Annotated in this window: 21 protein-coding genes and 1 riboswitch; all 21 genes read right to left on the reverse strand. The window is 74.4% G+C overall.

The genetic code is table 11. The features are described 5' to 3' along the window. Positions 1 to 151 precede the first annotated feature (151 nt). Positions 152 to 655, reverse strand: coding sequence for a PH domain-containing protein (locus tag ACFUC1_RS00450; protein ID WP_379115907.1), 504 nt, complete (start codon positions 653 to 655; stop codon positions 152 to 154). A gap of 2 nt (positions 656 to 657) precedes the next feature. Then, positions 658 to 1,503 carry an ATP phosphoribosyltransferase gene (hisG, locus tag ACFUC1_RS00455; protein WP_379115908.1) on the reverse strand — a complete coding sequence of 282 codons (846 nt, stop codon included), beginning with the start codon at positions 1,501 to 1,503 and terminating at the stop codon, positions 658 to 660. Positions 1,504 to 1,530: 27 nt separating this feature from the next. Continuing rightward, a complete protein-coding gene (locus tag ACFUC1_RS00460) occupies positions 1,531 to 1,794 on the reverse strand; it encodes a phosphoribosyl-ATP diphosphatase (RefSeq protein ID WP_379115909.1) in 264 nt (87 codons plus the stop codon). Then, positions 1,791 to 2,276 (reverse strand): 6,7-dimethyl-8-ribityllumazine synthase, encoded by a 486-nt coding sequence (ribH, locus tag ACFUC1_RS00465; RefSeq protein ID WP_379115910.1) that lies wholly within the window; start codon positions 2,274 to 2,276, stop codon positions 1,791 to 1,793. The genes ACFUC1_RS00460 and ribH overlap by 4 nt, the downstream gene beginning before the upstream one ends. 10 nt (positions 2,277 to 2,286) lie before the next feature. Next, positions 2,287 to 3,513, reverse strand: coding sequence for a 3,4-dihydroxy-2-butanone-4-phosphate synthase (ribB, locus tag ACFUC1_RS00470; RefSeq protein ID WP_379115911.1), 1,227 nt, complete (start codon positions 3,511 to 3,513; stop codon positions 2,287 to 2,289). Further along, on the reverse strand, positions 3,510 to 4,217 hold the full coding sequence (locus tag ACFUC1_RS00475; protein WP_379115912.1) for a nicotinamide riboside transporter PnuC: 708 nt from the start codon (positions 4,215 to 4,217) through the stop codon (positions 3,510 to 3,512). The genes ribB and ACFUC1_RS00475 overlap by 4 nt, the downstream gene beginning before the upstream one ends. Continuing rightward, complete coding sequence (locus ACFUC1_RS00480) at positions 4,214 to 4,858, reverse strand: riboflavin synthase (protein ID WP_379115913.1); 645 nt, start codon at positions 4,856 to 4,858, stop codon at positions 4,214 to 4,216. Before ACFUC1_RS00480 ends, ACFUC1_RS00475 begins: the two co-directional genes overlap by 4 nt. Then, positions 4,858 to 5,880 (reverse strand): bifunctional diaminohydroxyphosphoribosylaminopyrimidine deaminase/5-amino-6-(5-phosphoribosylamino)uracil reductase RibD, encoded by a 1,023-nt coding sequence (ribD, locus tag ACFUC1_RS00485; protein WP_379115914.1) that lies wholly within the window; start codon positions 5,878 to 5,880, stop codon positions 4,858 to 4,860. Before ribD ends, ACFUC1_RS00480 begins: the two co-directional genes overlap by 1 nt. A 117-nt stretch (positions 5,881 to 5,997) precedes the next feature. Beyond that, a riboswitch (FMN riboswitch) is annotated at positions 5,998 to 6,128 on the reverse strand. Between the two features lie 155 nt (positions 6,129 to 6,283). Beyond that, on the reverse strand, positions 6,284 to 6,946 hold the full coding sequence (rpe, locus tag ACFUC1_RS00490) for a ribulose-phosphate 3-epimerase (protein WP_379115915.1): 663 nt from the start codon (positions 6,944 to 6,946) through the stop codon (positions 6,284 to 6,286). Positions 6,947 to 7,019: 73 nt separating this feature from the next. Further along, positions 7,020 to 8,513, reverse strand: coding sequence for an RsmB/NOP family class I SAM-dependent RNA methyltransferase (locus tag ACFUC1_RS00495; RefSeq protein ID WP_379115916.1), 1,494 nt, complete (start codon positions 8,511 to 8,513; stop codon positions 7,020 to 7,022). Beyond that, on the reverse strand, positions 8,506 to 9,441 hold the full coding sequence (gene fmt / locus ACFUC1_RS00500) for a methionyl-tRNA formyltransferase (protein WP_379115917.1): 936 nt from the start codon (positions 9,439 to 9,441) through the stop codon (positions 8,506 to 8,508). Before fmt ends, ACFUC1_RS00495 begins: the two co-directional genes overlap by 8 nt. Continuing rightward, entirely contained in the window at positions 9,441 to 9,986 is a 546-nt protein-coding gene (gene def / locus ACFUC1_RS00505) for a peptide deformylase (protein WP_379115918.1), read from the reverse strand. Before def ends, fmt begins: the two co-directional genes overlap by 1 nt. A gap of 9 nt (positions 9,987 to 9,995) precedes the next feature. After that, positions 9,996 to 10,664, reverse strand: a complete 669-nt coding sequence (locus ACFUC1_RS00510; protein ID WP_379115919.1) for an HAD family hydrolase — start codon at positions 10,662 to 10,664, stop codon at positions 9,996 to 9,998. 14 nt (positions 10,665 to 10,678) lie between these two features. Continuing rightward, on the reverse strand, positions 10,679 to 11,746 hold the full coding sequence (locus ACFUC1_RS00515; RefSeq protein WP_379115920.1) for an alpha/beta fold hydrolase: 1,068 nt from the start codon (positions 11,744 to 11,746) through the stop codon (positions 10,679 to 10,681). A gap of 95 nt (positions 11,747 to 11,841) precedes the next feature. Next, positions 11,842 to 13,905, reverse strand: coding sequence for a primosome assembly protein PriA (locus tag ACFUC1_RS00520; protein WP_379115921.1), 2,064 nt, complete (start codon positions 13,903 to 13,905; stop codon positions 11,842 to 11,844). 81 nt (positions 13,906 to 13,986) lie between these two features. After that, positions 13,987 to 15,207, reverse strand: coding sequence for a methionine adenosyltransferase (gene metK / locus ACFUC1_RS00525; RefSeq protein ID WP_379115922.1), 1,221 nt, complete (start codon positions 15,205 to 15,207; stop codon positions 13,987 to 13,989). Between the two features lie 77 nt (positions 15,208 to 15,284). After that, a complete protein-coding gene (locus ACFUC1_RS00530; protein WP_379115923.1) occupies positions 15,285 to 16,574 on the reverse strand; it encodes a bifunctional phosphopantothenoylcysteine decarboxylase/phosphopantothenate synthase in 1,290 nt (429 codons plus the stop codon). 34 nt (positions 16,575 to 16,608) lie between these two features. After that, positions 16,609 to 16,872 (reverse strand): DNA-directed RNA polymerase subunit omega, encoded by a 264-nt coding sequence (rpoZ, locus tag ACFUC1_RS00535; protein WP_171241867.1) that lies wholly within the window; start codon positions 16,870 to 16,872, stop codon positions 16,609 to 16,611. A gap of 54 nt (positions 16,873 to 16,926) precedes the next feature. Continuing rightward, positions 16,927 to 17,511 (reverse strand): guanylate kinase, encoded by a 585-nt coding sequence (gmk, locus tag ACFUC1_RS00540; RefSeq protein ID WP_379115924.1) that lies wholly within the window; start codon positions 17,509 to 17,511, stop codon positions 16,927 to 16,929. Further along, positions 17,508 to 17,825 carry an integration host factor, actinobacterial type gene (gene mihF, locus ACFUC1_RS00545; protein ID WP_310157435.1) on the reverse strand — a complete coding sequence of 106 codons (318 nt, stop codon included), beginning with the start codon at positions 17,823 to 17,825 and terminating at the stop codon, positions 17,508 to 17,510. The genes gmk and mihF overlap by 4 nt, the downstream gene beginning before the upstream one ends. A gap of 130 nt (positions 17,826 to 17,955) precedes the next feature. Beyond that, entirely contained in the window at positions 17,956 to 18,819 is an 864-nt protein-coding gene (gene pyrF, locus ACFUC1_RS00550) for an orotidine-5'-phosphate decarboxylase (RefSeq protein WP_379115925.1), read from the reverse strand.

Genomic DNA, 18,819 nt, shown 5'->3' on the forward strand with positions numbered 1-18,819 from the left:
GTGGCCCGGCGTGTGGTCGCGAGGGGACGCTCGGCGGCCAGGCCGGGCCACGGCCCAACCCGCACCCGGTGCCCCGGCGGGGCACCGTCGGTGCAACGTCACTGCTCTGCGTTGCCCCACGCCCGGGGGCAACGCACAGTGCGGGCGACCGTCAGTCGGGGGTGACGTCGGGGCTGGGTACCGACGGCCCCAGGGCCTGGACCAGCGCGGCGAGGCGACCGGCCTCTGCCCGGCCGAAGCCGGCGTCCGCCTTCTGGATCGCCATGACCGCAACGGTGTCCGTGTCGCTGAGCTCGATCGTGACCCACGGGTCCCCCTCGACGAACCGCACGTCGACGACCTCCCGCCACGAGACCGTCCGGCTGAGGAACAGGTTGCGGATCGTCAGGGACTCCCTCGTCGGGACCGCGCGGATGCTCGCGAAGCGCCACAGCAGCAGGGCGATCGCGACACCCACCCCGGCGAAGAACACGCGGTCACCGGCGCGCCAGTTGCCGCCCTCGGCCGGACCCGGCAGGACCACGGCGACGACGGCGAAGAGCAGGACGGTCGCCACGGCCGACACCGTCGCGACCGCGCGGCCGCGACGGGGCCGGAACGGCGCGAAGGCCGCCTGCTCGTCCGTGCCGGATCCTCTCCCCCGGGCCCGTGCCATCGTCACAACCGGCAGGCGGCGATGTCGGTGACCAGGATCGCCCGGGCCCCCAGGTCGTACAGCTCGTCCATGATCGCGTTCGTCCGCGCCCGCGGGACCATGGCGCGGACCGCGGCCCACTCCTTGTTCTGCAGGGCGGACACGGTCGGCGACTCGAGCCCGGGCGTCACGGCACACGCCGTCTCGACCAGGTGCACCGGGACGTCGTAGTCGAGCATCACGTAGTGGCGGGCCGTGATGACGCCGGTGAGGCGGCGGCGAAGGACCTCGACGCCCGCGGACTCCCCCGTTCCCTCGCGGCGGATGAGGACTGCCTCGCTGCGCAGGATCGCGTCCCCGAAGACCTCGAGCCCCTGCTGGCGCAGGGTGGTCCCGGTCTCGACGACGTCGGCGATCACGTCAGCGACCCCGAGGGTGATCGCGGTCTCCACGGCGCCGTCCAGCCGCACGACCCGGGCGCTGACCCCGGCCTCGGCCAGGTGCTTCTCGACGAGGCCGGCGTAGCTCGTCGCCACGCGGCGACCGGCGATGCCGGCGACGTCCGCGCACGTGCCCGGGCGGGCGGCATACCGGAACGTGGAGCCGCCGAAGCCCAGCGTCATGACCTCGATCGCGGCACTGCCCGAGTCGAGCAGCAGGTCGCGGCCGGTGATGCCGCAGTCCACGGTGCCGGACCCGACGTAGACCGCGATGTCACGGGGACGCAGGTAGAAGAACTCGACCTCGTTGTCGTGGTCGGTGACGACGAGCTCCTTGGAGTCGCGCCGGACGCGGTAGCCGGCCTCGCGGAGCATGTCGACCGCGGGCTCGGAGAGGGACCCCTTGTTGGGGACGGCGATGCGCAGCATGGTGCGGGCTTTCCTGGGAGTGGTGGCCTAGAGGTGGGCGTAGACGTCGTCGAGGGAGATGTCCGAGGCGACCATGAGCACCTGGAGGTGGTACAGCAGCTGGCTGATCTCCTCCGCGGCGCGGTCCTTGCCCTCGTGCTCGGCGGCCATCCACACCTCGGCGGCCTCCTCCACGATCTTCTTGCCGATGGCATGCACGCCGGCGTCGAGCGCGCGCACCGTCCCCGAGCCCTCGGGGCGGCTCACCGCCTTCTCGGCCAGCTCGGCGTACAGGTCGTCGAAGGTCTTCACGAGCCCAGCGTACGGGGGGCCGGACCGGCCAGGGTCACCGCGGTGGCCACGGCGGCGACGGCGGCCTCGTGCCCCTTGTCCTCGGTCGAGCCGGGCAGACCCGCGCGGTCGAGCGCCTGCTGGTCGTCGTCGCACGTGAGCACGCCGAACCCGATCGGGATGCCGGTGCGGGTGCTGACGTCCGTCAGGCCGTGGGTGACCCCGCTGCACACGTAGTCGAAGTGCGGTGTGCCGCCACGGATCACGACACCCAGCGCGACGAGGGCGTCGAACGACGGCGCGAGCCGGGCGCAGGCCACGCTGAGCTCGACAGTGCCGGGCACGCGCACGAGGGGGACGTCCTGCACCCCGCACTCGGCGAGCCCGCGCTGCGCGCCGGCGACGAGGCCGTCCATCACCTCGGTGTGCCACGACGCGGCGACGATCGCCACCCGCAGCCCGCTGCCGTCGGCCGTGACCGACGGAGCACCCTTGCCGCTCATGCCTTCCCCTTCATGCCGTCTCCCCGTTGTCCGCTGCGTCCACGACGAGGTCGTGGCCCATCCGGTCCCGCTTGGTCCGCAGGTACCCGCGGTTGGCCGTCGTCGGGGCGACCTGGAGCCGCTCGACCGAGTCCACGGCGACCCCCAGCTCCCGCAGCGCCTCGACCTTGAGCGGGTTGTTCGTCAGCAGCCGCACGTGGTCGACCCCGAGGGCCGTGAGCACCGCGGCGCCGGCGGCGTACTCGCGCGCGTCCACCGGCAGGTCCAGCGCGGTCTGCGCGTCGACGGTGTCGAGGCCGTCGTCCTGCAGGGCGTACGCCTGCAGCTTCGCGAGCAGTCCCACACCCCGGCCCTCGTGGCCGCGCAGGTAGACGACGACGCCGCCCTCGGCCGCCACCCGCTCGAGCGAGCGCTCGAGCTGAGGGCCGCAGTCGCAGCGCAGCGACCCGAACGCGTCACCGGTCAGGCACTCGGAGTGCAGGCGCACCAGCGCGCGTCGCTCCGGGACCCCCCGCGGGCTCACCAGCGCGACGTGCTCGTCACCCGTGACGGCGTCGCGGAACCCGACGGCGCGGAACTCCCCGTGCCGCGTCGGCACGACCGTCTCGGCCACCCGGGCGACGCGGTCGTACCGCTGCCGGTGGGCGACGAGCTGGGCGATGGTGATGACGGGCAGGTCGTGCACGGCACCCATGGCCTGCACGTCCGGCAGCCGCATCATCGTGCCGTCGTCGTGGACGAGCTCGCCGATCGCCGCCGCGGGCGCGAGGCCCGCGAGCCGGCACAGGTCGACGGCCGCCTCGGTGTGCCCGGGGCGCACCAGCACCCCGCCCTCGCGGGCGCGCAGCGGCACCACGTGCCCCGGCCGGACGAAGGTGTCGGCCGTGGACAGCGGGTCGGCCAGCAGCCGGACGGTGTGGGCCCGGTCCGCGGCGGAGATGCCGGTGGTGACGCCCTCGGCCGCGTCCACCGTGACCGTGTATGCCGTGCGGCGCGGGTCGCGGTTGTCCGCCACCATGAGCGGCAGGCCCAGCCGGTCGGCCACCTCGGGCGTGACCGGGGCGCAGACGTAGCCGCTGGTGTGCCGGATCGCCCACGCCATCCACTCGTCGGTGAGCGTCTCGGCGGCCAGGACGACGTCGCCCTCGTTCTCGCGGTCCTCGTCGTCGGTGACCAGCACCGGGCGGCCGGCGCGCAGGGCGCTGAGCGCCTGCTCGATGGTCGACAGGGTCCTCATGCCGCAACCACCGCCTCCGGCTCGCGGTCGGGCTCCTCGACGCGGGACGCCTTCAGCCAGACGAAGAAGCCGTAGAGCACCAGGCCCGCGTACACGGCATACAGCACCGCCGACGGGTAGAACTTCGAGTGCACGAGCAGCGGCACCCCGACCAGGTCGACGCCGATCCAGGCGAGCCAGAAGTCGTTCCAGCCGCGCGCCATCGCGTAGGTCGCGACGATCGAGCCGACGAAGATCCAGGCGTCGCACCAGAAGTACCAGCGCGGGGCGGGGAAGCCGGCGCCGATGAGCGAGAACACCCACTGCAGCACGACCACACCGCCGACCCAGAAGCCGAGGTAGCCCAGTCGCTCGCGGACGGTCGCCCAGCGCGGGGTGATGACCGGCGCGTCCTCGTCCGAGGTGTTGAGGCGGCGCACGGCGTTCCAGCGGTACCAGCCGTAGATGCTCGTGATGATGAAGAAGACCTGGCGGCCGGCCTGGCCGAGCAGCGTCTCGTGCTGCGGGTTGGAGAACGCGACCCCGAAGAACACCGTGAAGAGCAGCACGTTGCCGAGGATGCCGACGGGCCACGCCCAGATGCGGCGCCGCATGCCACCGATGGCGGAGGCGAAGCCGAAGACGTTCCCGACCACCTCGCGCCACAGGATGTGCTGCGAGCCGATGGTCAGCTGCGCCTCGAAGAGCTTCTCGAGCCAGTTCATGCGGGGATCTCCTGGGAGTCGGTGGTGCTGGGGGGGTTGGGGGTGGTGACGAGCAGGCGCTCGACGTACTTGGCGAGGACGTCGACCTCGAGGTTCACGGGGTCGCCGACGACCTTGTGCCCCAACGTCGTCAGCGCCAGGGTGGTGGGGATCAGCGACACCTCGAACCAGTCGCCGGCGTCGTCGGCGCCGATGGCCGACACGGTGAGGCTGACGCCGTCGACCGTGATCGAGCCCTTCTCGACGACGTAGCGGGCCAGGTCGGCGCCGAGGCTGAACCGCACGACCTCCCAGCGGTCGCCCGGGGTCCGCTGGAGGATCCGCGCGGTGCCGTCGACGTGGCCCTGGACGACGTGGCCGCCGAACCGGCCGCCGGCCGCCATCGCACGCTCGAGGTTGACCCGGTCGCCGGGCGAGAGCGCGCCGAGGCTGGTGCGCGCCAGGCTCTCGGCCATGACGTCGACGGTGAACTGCTCGGCGTCGTGCTCGACCACGGTGAGGCAGACACCGTTGACGGAGATCGACGCGCCGTGGACGGCGTCGGACACGACCAGCGGGCCGGCGACGGTGAGCCGGGCGGAGTCGGCGCCGCGCTCGAGCGCCACGACGTGGCCGAGCTCCTCGACGATGCCGGTGAACATCAGCGGGTCTCCTTCAGGCAGGCGGTGATCCGCACGTCGGTGCCGATCAGGGTGATGTCGGTGGGGTCGAGGCGCAGCGCCTCGTCGATCGTGGTGATGCCGAGGTCGCTGACCGACGGCCGGCCGCGGCCGAGCAGCACCGGCGCGACGTAGGCCACGACCTCGTCGACGAGCCGGTCGTACATGAACGCCGCCGCGACGGTCGGGCCGCCCTCGAGCCAGACGTGGTGCACGCCCGCCCGGGCCAGCGCCTCGAGGACCTCCTTGGGGCTGCGGGTGCGCAGGTGCCAGGTCTCTGCGGCGTCGTCGAGCACGCGAGCGTGCGGCGGGAGGTCGCGCTCCCCCATGACGACCCGGAGCGGTTGGGCGTCCCTGAGGGTGCCGTCGGGGTGCCGGGCGGTGAGGTGCGGGTCGTCGGTGAGCGCCGTGCCGGTGCCGACGAGGACGGCCCCGCAGCGGGCGCGCTGCTCGTGCACGTCGGCCCGGGCGGCCGGGCCGGTGATCCACTGGCTCGTGCCGTCGGCCGCAGCGCTGCGCCCGTCGAGGGTGGTGGCGAGCTTCCACGTCACCCAGGGCCGGCCGGTGCGGACCAGGTGCGTCCACGTGCGGTTCAGCGCCTCGGCCTCCTGCGCGAGGACCCCGCCGACGACCTCGACGCCGTGCTCGCGCAGCCAGGCCGCGCCCCCGGCTGCGACCGGGTTGGGGTCGGCCTGCGCGTGGACCACGCGGCGCACGCCCGCGGCGTGCAGGGCCTGCGCGCACGGCGGGGTGCGGCCGGTGTGGTTGCACGGCTCGAGGGTCACGTATGCCGTGGTGCCGGCGGCGCGCTCGCCCGCGGCGGCCAGGGCGTCGGCCTCGGCGTGGGCCGTGCCGGCGCCGCGGTGCCAGCCCTCGGCGACGACCTCGCCGTCGCCGGTGACCAGCACGCAGCCCACGCGCGGGTTGGGGTCGGCCTCCGGTCCGTGCGCGGCCAGGGCGAGGGCACGACGCATCAGCGCCTCGGTGCCGGGCTGCTCGCCCATCGTCCCGCCTCCTGCTCCAGACCGTTCGGTCGAGCTCCGGGGGACGTGCGGTCGAGGGACCTCAGGGCAGGCGGCGGGTCACGAGGGACCCGGCCGCGCGACCTGGGGGTCCCGCGTCCACGTGCTGCCTACCATCCGGACTTTCACCGTCGGTCCAGGAGTTCCACCTGGTCAACCGGCCGCTGGCTGCGGTCGGGTCGCGGACTGTCACCGCCGGTTCGGACTTGCACCGACCCCGGAGCACGTGTGTCGCCGTCCAGTATGCCAGCGGGTGCCACGGTCGACGCACGCGGTCCGGGTGACGGTCCTCACGAGGCACCTGGGGCCCGGGAGCGCAGCCCGACGACCTCATCCCGCTGGCTTCAGCCCAGTCGCCTCAGCCGACAGGCTCGTGCGCCTGGCCTCAGGCCGGGTGGACGTGCGCCGTCGCGAGCGCGCGCAGCTCGTCGACCGCGGCGGCCGCGTCCTGCGCGCCGTAGACCGCGGACCCCGCCACGAAGACGTCGGCCCCGGCCTCGGCGCACTGCTCGATGGTCGATGCGGACACGCCGCCGTCGACCTGCACCCAGACCTCCCCGCCGCGGCGACGGACCGCCTCGCGGACCTGCGCGACCTTCGGCATCTGGTCGGCCATGAACGACTGCCCGCCGAAACCGGGCTCGACCGTCATGACCAGCACCATGTCGAGGACGTCGAGCAGCTCCTCGTAGGGCGCGAACGCGGTGCCCGGCTTGACGGCCATGCCGGCGCGGGCGCCGGCCGCACGCAGGTCTTTGGCCAGGGCACGCGGGTCGCGCGCCGCCTCGACGTGGAACGTCACCGACGACCCGCCGGCCTCGGCATACATCGGCGCCCAGCGGTCGGGGTCCTCGATCATGAGGTGGCAGTCCAGCGGGATCGGGCTGACCTTGGCCAGGGCCTCGACCACGGGGAGCCCGAGGGTCAGGTTCGGCACGAAGTGTCCGTCCATCACGTCGACGTGGGCCCAGTCGGCGTTGCTGATCCGCTCCAGCTCGCGCTGCAGGTTGGCGAAGTCGGCGGACAGGATGCTGGGCGAGATCTGCACGCGCACACCCTAGCGACGGTCCGGCGGACGTCCCCGAGGCGGTACCGACAGGTCTCGGACGTCCCGGACCGACTCAGCGGCGCTTGCGCAGCAGCGCCAGGAACATCCCGTCGGTGCCGTGCAGGTGCGGCCACAGCTGGGCGCTCGGCCCGTCCCCGGGCACCTCGACGGGCTCGCCCGCAGCGTCGCGCAGGTACTCCCGGACCGGCAGCTGCTCGACGTCGTCGCGCCGCTTGAGCACGTCGCCGACGACGAACTGCGTCTCCGCGAGGTGTGGGCTGCACGTGGCGTAGGCGACGACCCCACCCGGCGCCGTGGCGTCGATGGCGGAGGCCAGCAGCTCGCGCTGCAGCGAACCGAGCCCGGCGAGGTCGGCCGGCGTCCGGCGCCAGCGCGCCTCGGGACGACGGCGCAGCGCGCCGAGGCCGGTGCAGGGCGCGTCGACGAGGACCCGGGTGTAGCCGCCCGGCTCGTCCTCCCCGACCGTGCGGCCGTCACCGGTGCGGACCTCCAGGACCCGGCCTGCGGCAGAGGCGCGCTCGAGCCCGGGGCGCAGCGTCTGGCGCACGAGGTCGGCCCGGTGCGGGCTGACCTCGTTCGCGACGAGGTCGGCACCCGCCTCTGCCGCGAGGGCGGCCAGCAGGCCGGCCTTGCCACCCGGGCCGGCGCACAGGTCCAGCCAGCGCTCGGTGCCGGTGGCCTCCACGGGCACCGCGGCGAGCGCCAGCGCGAGCAGCTGCGACCCCTCGTCCTGCACGGCCGCGCGCCCCTCGCGGACCGCGGCGATGGCGCCCGGGTCGCCCGCCGGGAGCACGGCACCGACAGGTGAGAGCGGCGACGCCTCGGCGCCGGCCTCGACGAGCTCGGCCACGCTGCACAGGCCGGGGCGTGCCACGAGCGACACCTTGGGCGGGTCGTTGTCGGCGGCCACGAGGGCGGTCAGCTGGTCGTCGACGGTCTCGGGCGTCGCGGCGCCGTGGCCCAGCAGCGCCGCGCGCATGGCCTTGACCACCCACTCCGGGTGGGACTGCTCGACCGCGAGCCGGGCCGTGAGGTCGCCCTGCGGCACGACCTCGGCGAGCCACGCCTCGCGGTCGCGCTCGCTGACCCGGCGCAGCACGGCGTTGACGAAGCCGGCTGCCCCGGCGCCGTTGACCTTGCGCGCCAGCGCGACCGTCTCGGCCACCGCGGCGTGCGCCGGGACGCGCATCCCCAGGATCTGGTGCACCCCGAGGCGCAGCGTGTCGAGCACCTTCGGGTCGACCTGGCTGAGCGGGCGCCCGGCGGCCACCGCGACCACCGGGTCGTAGAACCCGTGCATCCGCACCGCGCCGTAGACGAGCTCGGTGGTGAAGGCCGCGTCGCGGCCGGTGATCCGCCGGTCGCGCAGGACCGCGGGCAGCTCGAGGTTCGCGTAGGCGCCGTCCGCGACCGCGCGCAGCACCGTGTATGCCGCGAGGCGCTGTGGGTCGCTCGTGCGCCCCCGCTCGCTCGGCCGCTGACGTGAACGCTGCGGGCGCTGCGGCCGACCGCCGCCCGAGGAGCCCCTCGGCCGCTGCTCAGCCACCGAGCCGCTCCCCCGCCTCGATGCGGACGCCGCGGGCCCAGTCGGCCGCCGCCATCTCCTTCTTGCCGTGGGGGCGGACCGCGCCGAGGCGCACCACCCCCGATCCGGTGCCCACGTGCACCTCGCGCTTCCCGGCGGCGAGCTGCCCCGGCGCCAGCGGCTCCCCGGCATACGTGCCGTCGACGGTGAGGGGCGACAGCTTGAGGCGCTCGCCGCGGAAGGTCGTCCACGCCCCCGGCGCGGGCGTGCAGCCGCGCACCAGCCTGTCGACTGCGGTGGCCGGGTGCTCCCACCGGACCTCGGCGTCCGCCACCTCGATCTTGGGGGCGAGCGAGACGCCGTCGGCCGGCTGCGGCACGGGCGTCAACGAGCCGTCGGCGATGCCGTCCATGGTGGCGACCAGGAGCCCGGCCCCGCCCTGGGCGAGGCGCCCGAGCAGGTCGCCCGCCGTGTCGGTCGGGCGGACCCTCTCGGTCATGACGCCATAGACCGGGCCGGTGTCGAGCCCGGCCTCGAGCCGGAACGTCGAGGCGCCGGTCACCTCGTCGCCGGCCATGACAGCGTGCTGGACGGGCGCGGCACCGCGCCACGCGGGCAGCAGCGAGAAGTGGAGGTTGACCCAGCCGTGGACCGGGATGTCGAGGGCGACCTGCGGCACGAGCGCGCCGTACGCGACGACGGGGCAGGCGTCCGGCGCGATCTCGCGCAGCCGCGCGAGGAAGCCCTCGTCCCGCGGCCGCTCGGGGGTGAGGACCTCGATGCCGTGCTCCTCGGCACGCCGCCGCACCGGCGACGGGTGGAGCGTGCGTCCACGGCCGGAGCGCGCGTCGGGGCGGGTGACGACGGCGACCACCTCGTGGGAGGAGGCGACCAGCGCGTCGAGGGACGGCAGCGCCACCTCGGGCGTGCCGGCGAAGACCAGCCGCATCAGAGCGCCCGGCCGAAGGTGGCGTGCGGGCTGGCCTTGACGACGGGAGCGGGACCCTCGCCCCACTCGGCCTCGCGGATGGCCTTCATCGCGGCCTTGCGCTGCTCGCGGTCCATCCGGTCGATGAACAGGATGCCGTCGAGGTGGTCGGTCTCGTGCTGCAGGCACCGCGCCATGAGCTCGGTGCCCTCGACGACCACGGGCTCGCCGAACTGGTTGAACCCCTTGGCCACCGTGCGCAGCGCCCTGGGCGTCTCGAACCGCAGGCCGGGGAAGGACAGGCAGCCCTCGTCCCCCTCCTGCAGCTCCTCGGACAGGTCGAGGTCGGGGTTGACCAGGTGGCCGAGCTCGCCGTCGACCCAGTACGTGAACACCCGCAGCCCCACACCGATCTGGGGCGCCGCGAGACCGGCACCGGGCGCGTCCAGCATCGTGTCGGTGAGGTCCTTGACCAGCTGGCGCAGCTCGCGGTCGAAGTCGACGACGGGCGCGGCCGGCGTGCGCAGCACCGGGTCCCCGAAGAGGCGGATGTTCTGGATCGGCACCCGAGCAGTCTAGGTGCGCGGCTCGCCCAGCTCGGCCGGGGTGGGCACCGGCAGCCCGCGCAGCGCCAGCTCCCGTGCCAGCTGGCCGGGCGTGGTGAAGGTGATCGCGTCCATGCCGACCGAGGACGCCGCCTCGACGTTGGCGGGGCTGTCGTCGACGAAGACCGTGCCGAGCAGGTCGACCGGGGCGTCGGCGGCGAGCCGGTGGAAGACCTCGGGGTCCGGCTTGGCCAGCGAGATGCGTCCCGAGACGGTGATGTGCTCGAACAGCGAGAGGAAGTCGAACCGCTCGACCGCCCGCGGGAACAGCTCGGCCGACCAGTTGGTGAGCGCGAGCAGGCGCACCCCGTGGGCGGCGAGGGTACGCAGGATGGTCACGGACCCCTCGACCGGGCCGACCATGGAGAGGTCGAAGTGCTGGCGGTAGGCGCGGATCTCGTCCGCGAGGTGGGGGTGCGTCTCGAGCGCGGCCGCCTCGCCGTCGTCCCACGAGCGACCGGCGTCCTGGGCGTGGTTCCACGCTGCGAAGCCGAAGTCGCCGGTGAGGAACGCGCGCGCCCGGTCCGGTCCCACGGCTGCGGCGATGGCCGGGTGCGGGTCCCACGTGATGAGGACGTTGCCGAGGTCGAAGACGACGGTGGCCGGGAGGTCACCGGCCCACCGTAACCACGGCGGCACGGTATGCCGGGCAGTCAGCGCAGGCGCGCCGCCGTGGCCAGCCGCTCGAGCGCAGCAAGCACCTCAGCGGGCCGTTCGACGTGCGGGGAGTGGCCGCAGCCGTCGAGCGCGGTCTCGGTGAAGGAGCCGCCGGCAGCGGCGTACCGCTCGAGCACCGCCCGGGTCTGCCCCACCATCGGCTGCGGGGGGCAGTCCTGCTCCCCCGGCCAGCCGGGGACGGCACCCAGCTGTCCCAGGTACGCGAGGTCGAACAGCGAGGTGTCGGACACGATGACGTCGGCCGTGCCGCGGACCCACTCGACCGGCGGCTTGGGGTCCAGCGCCACCAGGTCGTCGGCGACGGAGAACCACCGCGGCGACATCGCGTTGGTCACCCCCCGGGTGCCGGGGCCGGTGTTCGGCCAGGAGGTGCTGCTGCCGGCGTCGCCGGGGTAGTTGTCCTCCCCCACCGCGGTCGACAGCACGGTGTCGAGCATCGCCTCCTCGTCGGCGCCGAACGCCGACGGGTCCGCCACGTAGGTCGAGCGCATGACCGCGCGCGGGCTCGTCGGCTCGTCGCCGGACCGGTCCTTGGCGGCCAGCCGGGCCACGAAGTCCGAGTTCACCGCACCGGCCCCGGTGCCCGCGAAGTCCTCGGTCGTGGGCGTCCCGTCCAGGTCGCGCGTGCCCCCGAACCCGTAGGGCGACAGCGGCGACTCGAGCAGCAGGCCAGCGACACGTCCGGGGTGGTCGACCGCGAGCTGCATCACGACGCCGCAGCCCATCGAGTGGGCCGCGACCACCGGGGTGCTGCCCATCGCGAACAGGCCCTCGACGTCGAACAGCGCCGCGACGTCGTCGGCGAAGTCGCGCAGGCCCCGGGTCGCGTCGACGGGCGCGGTCTGGGTGTCGCCGTAGCCGCGCAGGTCCGGCGCCACCACGCGCCACGGCCCCTCGTCCCCGCCGAGCTGTCGGCGGACGAACGGCTCCCAGAAGGCCGCCGAGGAGCAGTTGCCGTGGACCAGCAGCAGCGGGATGCCGTCCTGCGGGCCCCACACGAGGACGTTCTGGTCGATGCCGTTCGCGACGGTGCGCACGCTCATGCCCGCACGCTAGGCACTGGCTGCCCCCGCCACCATGTGACCCGCGGACACCTCCCGCGGTCGGGAGTGTGGGCGGGACCGTGCGGCAGGACTCCTCAGCCAGCGAGGTCGGGCGGGTCCATCCGCAGCTGCACCCCGGCGGCCTCCTTGCGGGCACTGCGTGAGGCGCGCACGTCCGCGAGCGCCTCGGCCAGGGCGGGTGCTGCCTCCAGCGGCGCGCGCAGCAGCACCCGGGCCTCGTCCTCACCCACCGACAGCGGGCCCAGCTGCTCGACCACGTCCTGCAGCCCGAACCGGGCGAGGTCGGCCTGGTCGACGGTGGCCCGCACCGCCCGGCGCTCCCCGGTCACGGCCGCCAGGGCGACCGTCGGCGGCAGGTGGAGCGCGGCCCGGTCGGCGAGCTCCCGGCCGGCGAACCAGGCGGGGTCCCAGCGGACGAGCGCCTCGACCACCGGCAGGGTCGTGTGGGTCGGGGCCCCGCACAGCACCACCTGGCCACCGTCGGCGGCGCCGCGGGTCAGGCCCGCAGCCCCGAGCCACCGGCGCAGGGCCTCCTCGCCGGCGTCCAGGGTGGCCCGGTCGAGCGAGGCCCACGCGTCGAGGAGCAGGGACGCGGCATACCCGCCGTCGGCCACGGGCTCGGCACCCGGGGTGGCGATGACGAGGGCGGGCGTCGCGGCGACGGTGTCGAGCACCGCGCCCGCGCCCGAGGTGTGGACGGGCACGCCGGGGAAGGCACGGCCGAGCTCCTCGGCGGTGCGCCGCGCACCGACCACCGACGAGCGCAGCTCCCGGCCACCGCACTCCCGGCACTCGAACCGGCCGACGCCCTTGCCGCACCAGCGGCAGGCGGGCTCGGCCCCGCGGGCGGACTGGGCCACCGGGCCGCCGCAGTGGCGGCACCGGACGGGGGCACGGCACGTCTGGCAGGCGAGCGACGGCAGGTACCCACGGCGCGGCACCTGGACGAGCACCGGACCGGACTCCAGCGCGGCCTTGGCGGTGCGCCACGCCGCCGACGGCAGGTGGGCGCTGGCCGCTGCCGGGTCCCGCTCGGCGTCGAGGCCCTCGCCGGCGACCCGGACCCGGGGCACGACCCCGCGCACCGACGGCGCCGCGACGGTGCGCAGCTCGTCGGCCTCGACGAGGCGCTGCACCGGCACGCTGCGGGTGAAGCCCGCGCTGAGGACCGCCGCCCCCTCGATCCGGGCACGGGCCAGCAGGACCTCGCGCACGTGGGGGTAGGGGGCTCGCGGCTCGTCCAGCAGGTCGTCGCCGTCGTCCCACCACGCGACCAGGCCCGGGGAGCGCACCGGGGCGAACGCCGCGGCCCGGGTGCCGACGACGACCGACACGTGGCCGCGCAGCAGCTTCAGCCACGCGGTGTAGCGCGCCTGCGGCCCCTGGTCGGCGGCGAGGCGGACGTGCCGCCCCTTGCCGAGCGCGGCGGTCAGCGCAGCGTCGACGCGCCGGACGTCACGGTGGTCGGGGACCACGATGACGCTGCCGCGGCCCCCGGCCAGGGCAGCCGCCGCCGCGGCCGCGAGGGCCGCGGGCCAGTCCTCCTCAGGCGTGCGAGCGGGCAGCGCGAGCAGGGACGCGGCCGGGGACTCCCCGGCTGCGAGGCGGGCGAGGAAGGCCGGGCCCCCGGCATACCGGCCCCAGGAGGGCACCCGGTCGGGCGGCGCGGGCAACGGGTCGGGTTGCGGCGCCTGCTCGGCGAGGGCCTTCTCCGCCGCCGCGTGCCGCGGCGGCACGGCCAGCCGGAGCACATCGCCGAGGGTCCCGGCGTAGCGGGCGGCGACGGCACGGCACAGGGCCAGCAGCGACGGCGTCAGCACCGGCTCGGGCGACACCACCCGGCGCAGCGGCGCCAGCCGCCCGGTGTGCTCGGGCTCCGGCCGGCGCTCGACGACGAAGCCGTCGAGGTCCTGGCCGGCGAAGCGGACCTTGACCCTCGCGCCGGGCACGGCGGTCTGCGCCATCGCCTCGGGGACGAGGTACTCGAACGGCCGGTCGAGGTGGGCCAGGCCGGTGTCGACGACCACGGCGGCGACGGGGTCGGTGGCCGCGGGCTCCTGCTCGGGGCGCACGCGCGGCGCCTTGGGCAGGGCGGAGCGGATCAGCGCCAGCTGCTCGCCTGCTCCCGGTTCGGACACAGCGGAAAACTAGTCGACCCGGCCGACAGCCCCGCAGGGCAGGGTGTCGGCCGGGTCGGTGGTGCGGGGTGCCGCGCGGGCTCAGCCCTTGACGGCGCGCTGGAGGGCCTCGACTCGGTCGGTGCGCTCCCAGGTGAAGGCGTTCTCGACACCCGCGGCCTCGGTCCGGCCGAAGTGGCCGTAGGCGGCGGTCGCCTTGTAGATCGGGCGGAGGAGGTCGAGCTGGTCGACGAGCGCGCCGGGGCGCAGGTCGAAGACCGAGGTGATGGCGGCCTGGATCTTGTCGACCGGCTCCGTCTCGGTGCCGAACGTCTCGACGTAGAGGCCGACGGGCTGCGCCTTGCCGATGGCGTAGGCGACCTGGACCTCGCAGCGGCGGGCGAGCCCGGCGGCGACGACGTTCTTGGCCACCCAGCGCATGGCGTAGGCCGCGGAGCGGTCGACCTTCGACGGGTCCTTGCCCGAGAAGGCGCCACCACCGTGGCGGGCCATGCCGCCGTAGGTGTCGACGATGATCTTGCGTCCGGTCAGGCCGGCGTCGCCCATCGGGCCACCGATCTCGAAGCGACCGGTCGGGTTGATGAGCGAGCGGTACGACGAGGTGTCGAGCTCGGTGCCCTCCTCGGCCAGCTGGACCAGGACCGGCTTGATGACGTGCTGCTCGATGTCGGGCGTGAGCAGGTCGTCGAGCGAGACGTCGGCGGCGTGCTGGGTGGAGAGCACCACGGTGTCGAGCTTGACCGCGCGGTCGCCGTCGTAGGCGATGGTGACCTGGGTCTTGCCGTCGGGGCGCAGGTAGGCGACGTCGCCGCTCTTGCGGACCGCGCTCAGGCGCTCGGAGAGGCGGTGCGCGAGGAAGATCGGCAGCGGCATGAGCTCGGCGGTGTCGTCGCAGGCGTACCCGAACATCAGGCCCTGGTCGCCGGCGCCCTGCTTGTCCAGCGGGTCCACGCCACCGGTGCGGCTCTCGTAAGCCGTGTCGACACCCTGGGCGATGTCGGGGCTCTGCTGGCCGATCGACACCTCGACACCGCAGGACGCGCCGTCGAAGCCCTTGGTGGAGGAGTCGTACCCGATGCCGAGGACCGTCTCGCGGACGATGCTGGGGATCTCGACGTACGCCTCGGTCGTCACCTCGCCGGCCACGTGGACCAGCCCGGTGGTGACCATGGTCTCCACCGCGACGCGGCTGCGCGGGTCCTGGTCGAGCATCGCGTCGAGGATCGAGTCGGAGATCTGGTCACAGATCTTGTCCGGGTGACCCTCCGTGACCGACTCGGACGTGAACAGGCGTGCGGACACTCAGGTCTCCTTCGCGCGACGACGTTTCGGGGCGCGCCGGCCCGGTGGGGCCGACGACCTCGCGAGTGTAACCGCGGCTACAGGATCTCCTGCACGGCGTCCCAGACTGCGGCGGCGACCTCGTCCTTGGAGGCAGGCCCCGCGTCGACGACGTGGCTGCTGCCCTGTCGCAGGATGTGCACGGTGTTGTCGTCGTGGCCGAACGTCTTGTCGGCGCCGACCTCGTTCACGACGAGCAGGTCGCAGCCCTTGCGGACGAGCTTGTCCCGGCCGTGGTCGAGCACGCTTCCGTCCGCGTCGCCGGTCTCCGCGGCGAAGCCGACCACCACCGGGCTGGCGTCGTCGCCGCGCTCCTGCACGAGGCGGGCGAGGATGTCGGGGTTGCGGACCAGCTCGATCGTCGGGGCCGCGTCGGGGTCGGCGGGGTCGTGCGTCTTCTTGATCTTGGCGTCGGCGTAGCGGGCCGGACGGAAGTCGGCCACGGCCGCGGCCATCACGACGACGTCGGCCTCGCGCGAGGCGTCGAGCACGGCGTCCTGCAGCTCCAGGGCCGTCTGCACCGGCACGACGGTGACGCCGTCGGGTGCCGGCAGGGAGGTGTTGGCGGCGACGAGGACGACCTCGGCACCGCGCCGGGCCGCCACCCGAGCGAGGGCGTAGCCCTGCTTGCCCGAGCTGCGGTTGCCCAGGAACCGCACGGGGTCCAGCGGCTCTCTGGTGCCGCCGGCGCTCACGACGACCCGCCGGCCCTCGAGGCCGTGCTCGTCGGCCGGCGTGGCCGCCGAGCGGCTGGTGTGGGCCGCGTCGACCCTCGTGGGCGAGGCGACGCCGGGGTGGCCGTGCTCGAGGATCCGCGCGCACACGGCATACAGGTCCTCGGGCTCGGGCAGCCGGCCGGGACCGGTGTCCGCGCCGGTGAGCCGGCCGCTGGCCGGCGGCACGACGTGCACGCCGCGCTCGGTGAGGGTCTCGACGTTGGCCTGCGTGGCCGGGTGCTCCCACATCTCGGTGTGCATGGCCGGGGCCATGACGACCGGGCAGCGCGCGGTGAGCAGCACGTTGGTGAGCAGGTCACCGGCCAGGCCGTGGGCGGCCTTGGCCAGCAGGTCCGCCGTCGCGGGGGCGACGACGACGAGGTCCGCCTGCTTGCCCAGGCGCACGTGTGGGACCTCGTGGACGCCGGACCACACGTCGGTGTGGACCGGCTTGCCCGACAGCGCCTCCCAGGTGGGGGCGCCGACGAACTGCAGGGCCGACGCGGTCGGGACCACGGTCACGTCGTGACCGGACTCGGTCAGCAGGCGCAGCAGCGAGCAGGCCTTGTAGGCCGCGATGCCACCGCTGACACCGAGGACGATCCGCGCCATCGAGGACTCCCTGCGTCGGGGGGTGGGGTCTGGCTCAGGCCTCGATCGGCTCGGAGGTGACCAGGCCCTCGTTGATCTCGCGCAGCGCGATGGACATGGGCTTCTCGTGCACCTGGCTGTCCACGAGCGGGCCGACGTACTCGAGCAGCCCCTCCTGGAGCTGGCTGTAGTACGCGTTGATCTGGCGGGCGCGCTTGGCCGAGTAGATGACCAGGGCGTACTTGGAGTCGGCCTTGGTGAGGAGGTCGTCGATCGGCGGGTTGGTGATGCCGATGGGGTTGGCGACGGTTCCGGACACGGGGGTGCTCACATCTCTGTTGTCGGGTGCAGTCGCTGTCGCGAGACAGCTCGGTCAGTGGGTCCGCATCAATGATACGAGTTCTTCGGCAGCCCGACGAACGTCGTCGTTGACGATGGTGACGTCGAACTCCTTCTCGGCGGCCATCTCCACCTTGGCCGTCTCGAGCCGGCGGGCGCGTTCCTCCTCGTCCTCGGTGCCCCGGCCGACGAGCCGGCGCACCAGCTCCTCCCAGCTCGGAGGTGCCAGGAAGACGAAGAGCGCCTCGGGCATGCTCTGGCGCACCTGGCGCGCTCCCTGCAGGTCGATCTCGAGCAGGGCCATGCGGTGCGCGGCCAGCGCGTCCTCGACCGGGCGCCTCGGCGTGCCGTAGGAGTTCCGGCCGTGCACGACGGCGGACTCCAGCAGCTCCCCGTCACGGTCCATCCGGGCGAACTCGTCGGCGTCGACGAAGTGGTAGTGGACGCCGTCCTCCTCCCCCGGGCGGGGGCGGCGGGTGGTGGCGGAGACGCTCAGCCAGACGTCGGGGAAGTGGTCGCGGACGTATGCCGAGACGGTGCCCTTGCCGACCGCGGTGGGGCCGGCGAGGACGACGAGGCGGTGTGCCCGGTCGGTGTCCCCTGGAGCGGACCCGCTCACGCCTCGTCGAAGCGGGTGAGCAGCGCGGAGATCTGGTTCGCGCCGAGGCCACGGACGCGGCGGCTCTCGGAGATGCCGACCTCCTCCATGATCTGGCGGGCGCGGACGCGGCCGACGCCGGGCATGGACTCCAGGAGGGCGGAGACCTTCATCTTGCCCACGACCTCGTTCTCCTTGCCGTCGGCGATGACCTCCTTCAGCGACCCCTGGGCGTACTTGAGGCGGTTCTTCACCGCTGCGCGCTCCCGGCGGGCGACGGCGGCCTTCTCCAGGGCGGCAGCTCGCTGCTCCGGCGTCAACGGGGGAAGGGCCACGGCTGCGTCTCCTTGTGCGGACGTGCTGGTGCACGCGGGTCGGTTGGGGTGGGGTGGGGTGGGTCTGACTCTAGCAACCGACGGGGAAGTCTTCTCCCCGGCGCCTGCCCGGCTCCCGGCGGCCGCGCCGTCAGCGCAGCAGGCCCGCCATGGCCTGGCTGGTCGAGCGGGCGCGGTCACGCAGCGCGGACACGTCCGGGCCCGCGGAGAGGACCTCGCGGCTGCTGGCCGGGAGGACGTTCGGGAGGGCGTCGCCGAAGACGCGGCGCAGGTCGTCGCTCGTGCCGCCCTGGGCGCCGACCCCGGGAGCCAGGAGGGGACCGTTGACGGCGGCGAGGTCGAGCTGGAGCTCCTGGACGGCGGTGCCGACGGTGGCACCCACGACGAGTCCGACGCTGCCGAGCTCGCCCCGCTCCCCCGCCGCGGCGTTCTCGGCGGCGGCGCTGCGCACGATGCTCTCCGCCACGCTCGTGTCGCGCAGGCGGGCGTGCTGGACGCTCCGGCCCTCGGGGTTGGAGGTCAGCGCGAGGACGAAGACCCCGCGGCCGGTCTGCGCGGCCAGGTCGAGGGCGGGCCGCAGCGACTCGAAGCCGAGGTAGGGGCTCAGGGTCACGGCGTCGCCGGGCGCCACGGCGTCCTTGCCGAGGAACGCCTCCGCGTACGCTGCCATGGTGCTGCCGATGTCGCCACGCTTGGCGTCGACGAGCACGAGGGTGCCGGCCTCCTGGAGCGCCCGGGTGGCGCGCTCGAGGACGGCCACGCCGGCGGAGCCGAAGACCTCGAAGAAGGCGGACTGCGGCTTGACGATGCCCACGTGCCCCGCGAACGCCTCGACGCAGGTCTCGGTGAACCGGGTCAGGCCCTCGAGGTCGTAGCTGAGGCCCCACGACTCGACGAGGGTGCGGTGCGGGTCGATCCCCGCGCACAACGGCCCGTGGGCCGCCGTGGCGGCCCGCAGCCGCCGGCCGAAGGTGGTCTCGCTGGTACCGCTCAT

It is taken from the genome of Pedococcus sp. NPDC057267 (assembly GCF_042668795.1).
Taxonomy (GTDB): domain Bacteria; phylum Actinomycetota; class Actinomycetes; order Actinomycetales; family Dermatophilaceae; genus Pedococcus.

What these genes read in the sequence shown, in the direction of transcription:
- ACFUC1_RS00450 (WP_379115907.1), bottom strand. Translation starts at nt 655, where the DNA reads ATGGCACGGGCCCGGGGGAGAGGATCCGGCACGGACGAGCAGGCGGCC.
- hisG (WP_379115908.1), bottom strand. Translation starts at nt 1,503, where the DNA reads ATGCTGCGCATCGCCGTCCCCAACAAGGGGTCCCTCTCCGAGCCCGCG.
- ribH (WP_379115910.1), bottom strand. Translation starts at nt 2,276, where the DNA reads ATGAGCGGCAAGGGTGCTCCGTCGGTCACGGCCGACGGCAGCGGGCTG.
- ribB (WP_379115911.1), bottom strand. Translation starts at nt 3,513, where the DNA reads ATGAGGACCCTGTCGACCATCGAGCAGGCGCTCAGCGCCCTGCGCGCC.
- ACFUC1_RS00475 (WP_379115912.1), bottom strand. Translation starts at nt 4,217, where the DNA reads ATGAACTGGCTCGAGAAGCTCTTCGAGGCGCAGCTGACCATCGGCTCG.
- ACFUC1_RS00480 (WP_379115913.1), bottom strand. Translation starts at nt 4,858, where the DNA reads ATGTTCACCGGCATCGTCGAGGAGCTCGGCCACGTCGTGGCGCTCGAG.
- ribD (WP_379115914.1), bottom strand. Translation starts at nt 5,880, where the DNA reads ATGGGCGAGCAGCCCGGCACCGAGGCGCTGATGCGTCGTGCCCTCGCC.
- fmt (WP_379115917.1), bottom strand. Translation starts at nt 9,441, where the DNA reads ATGCGGCTGGTCTTCGCCGGCACGCCCGAGGTGGCGCTGCCGTCCCTC.
- ACFUC1_RS00515 (WP_379115920.1), bottom strand. Translation starts at nt 11,746, where the DNA reads ATGAGCGTGCGCACCGTCGCGAACGGCATCGACCAGAACGTCCTCGTG.
- ACFUC1_RS00530 (WP_379115923.1), bottom strand. Translation starts at nt 16,574, where the DNA reads ATGGCGCGGATCGTCCTCGGTGTCAGCGGTGGCATCGCGGCCTACAAG.
- pyrF (WP_379115925.1), bottom strand. Translation starts at nt 18,819, where the DNA reads ATGAGCGGTACCAGCGAGACCACCTTCGGCCGGCGGCTGCGGGCCGCC.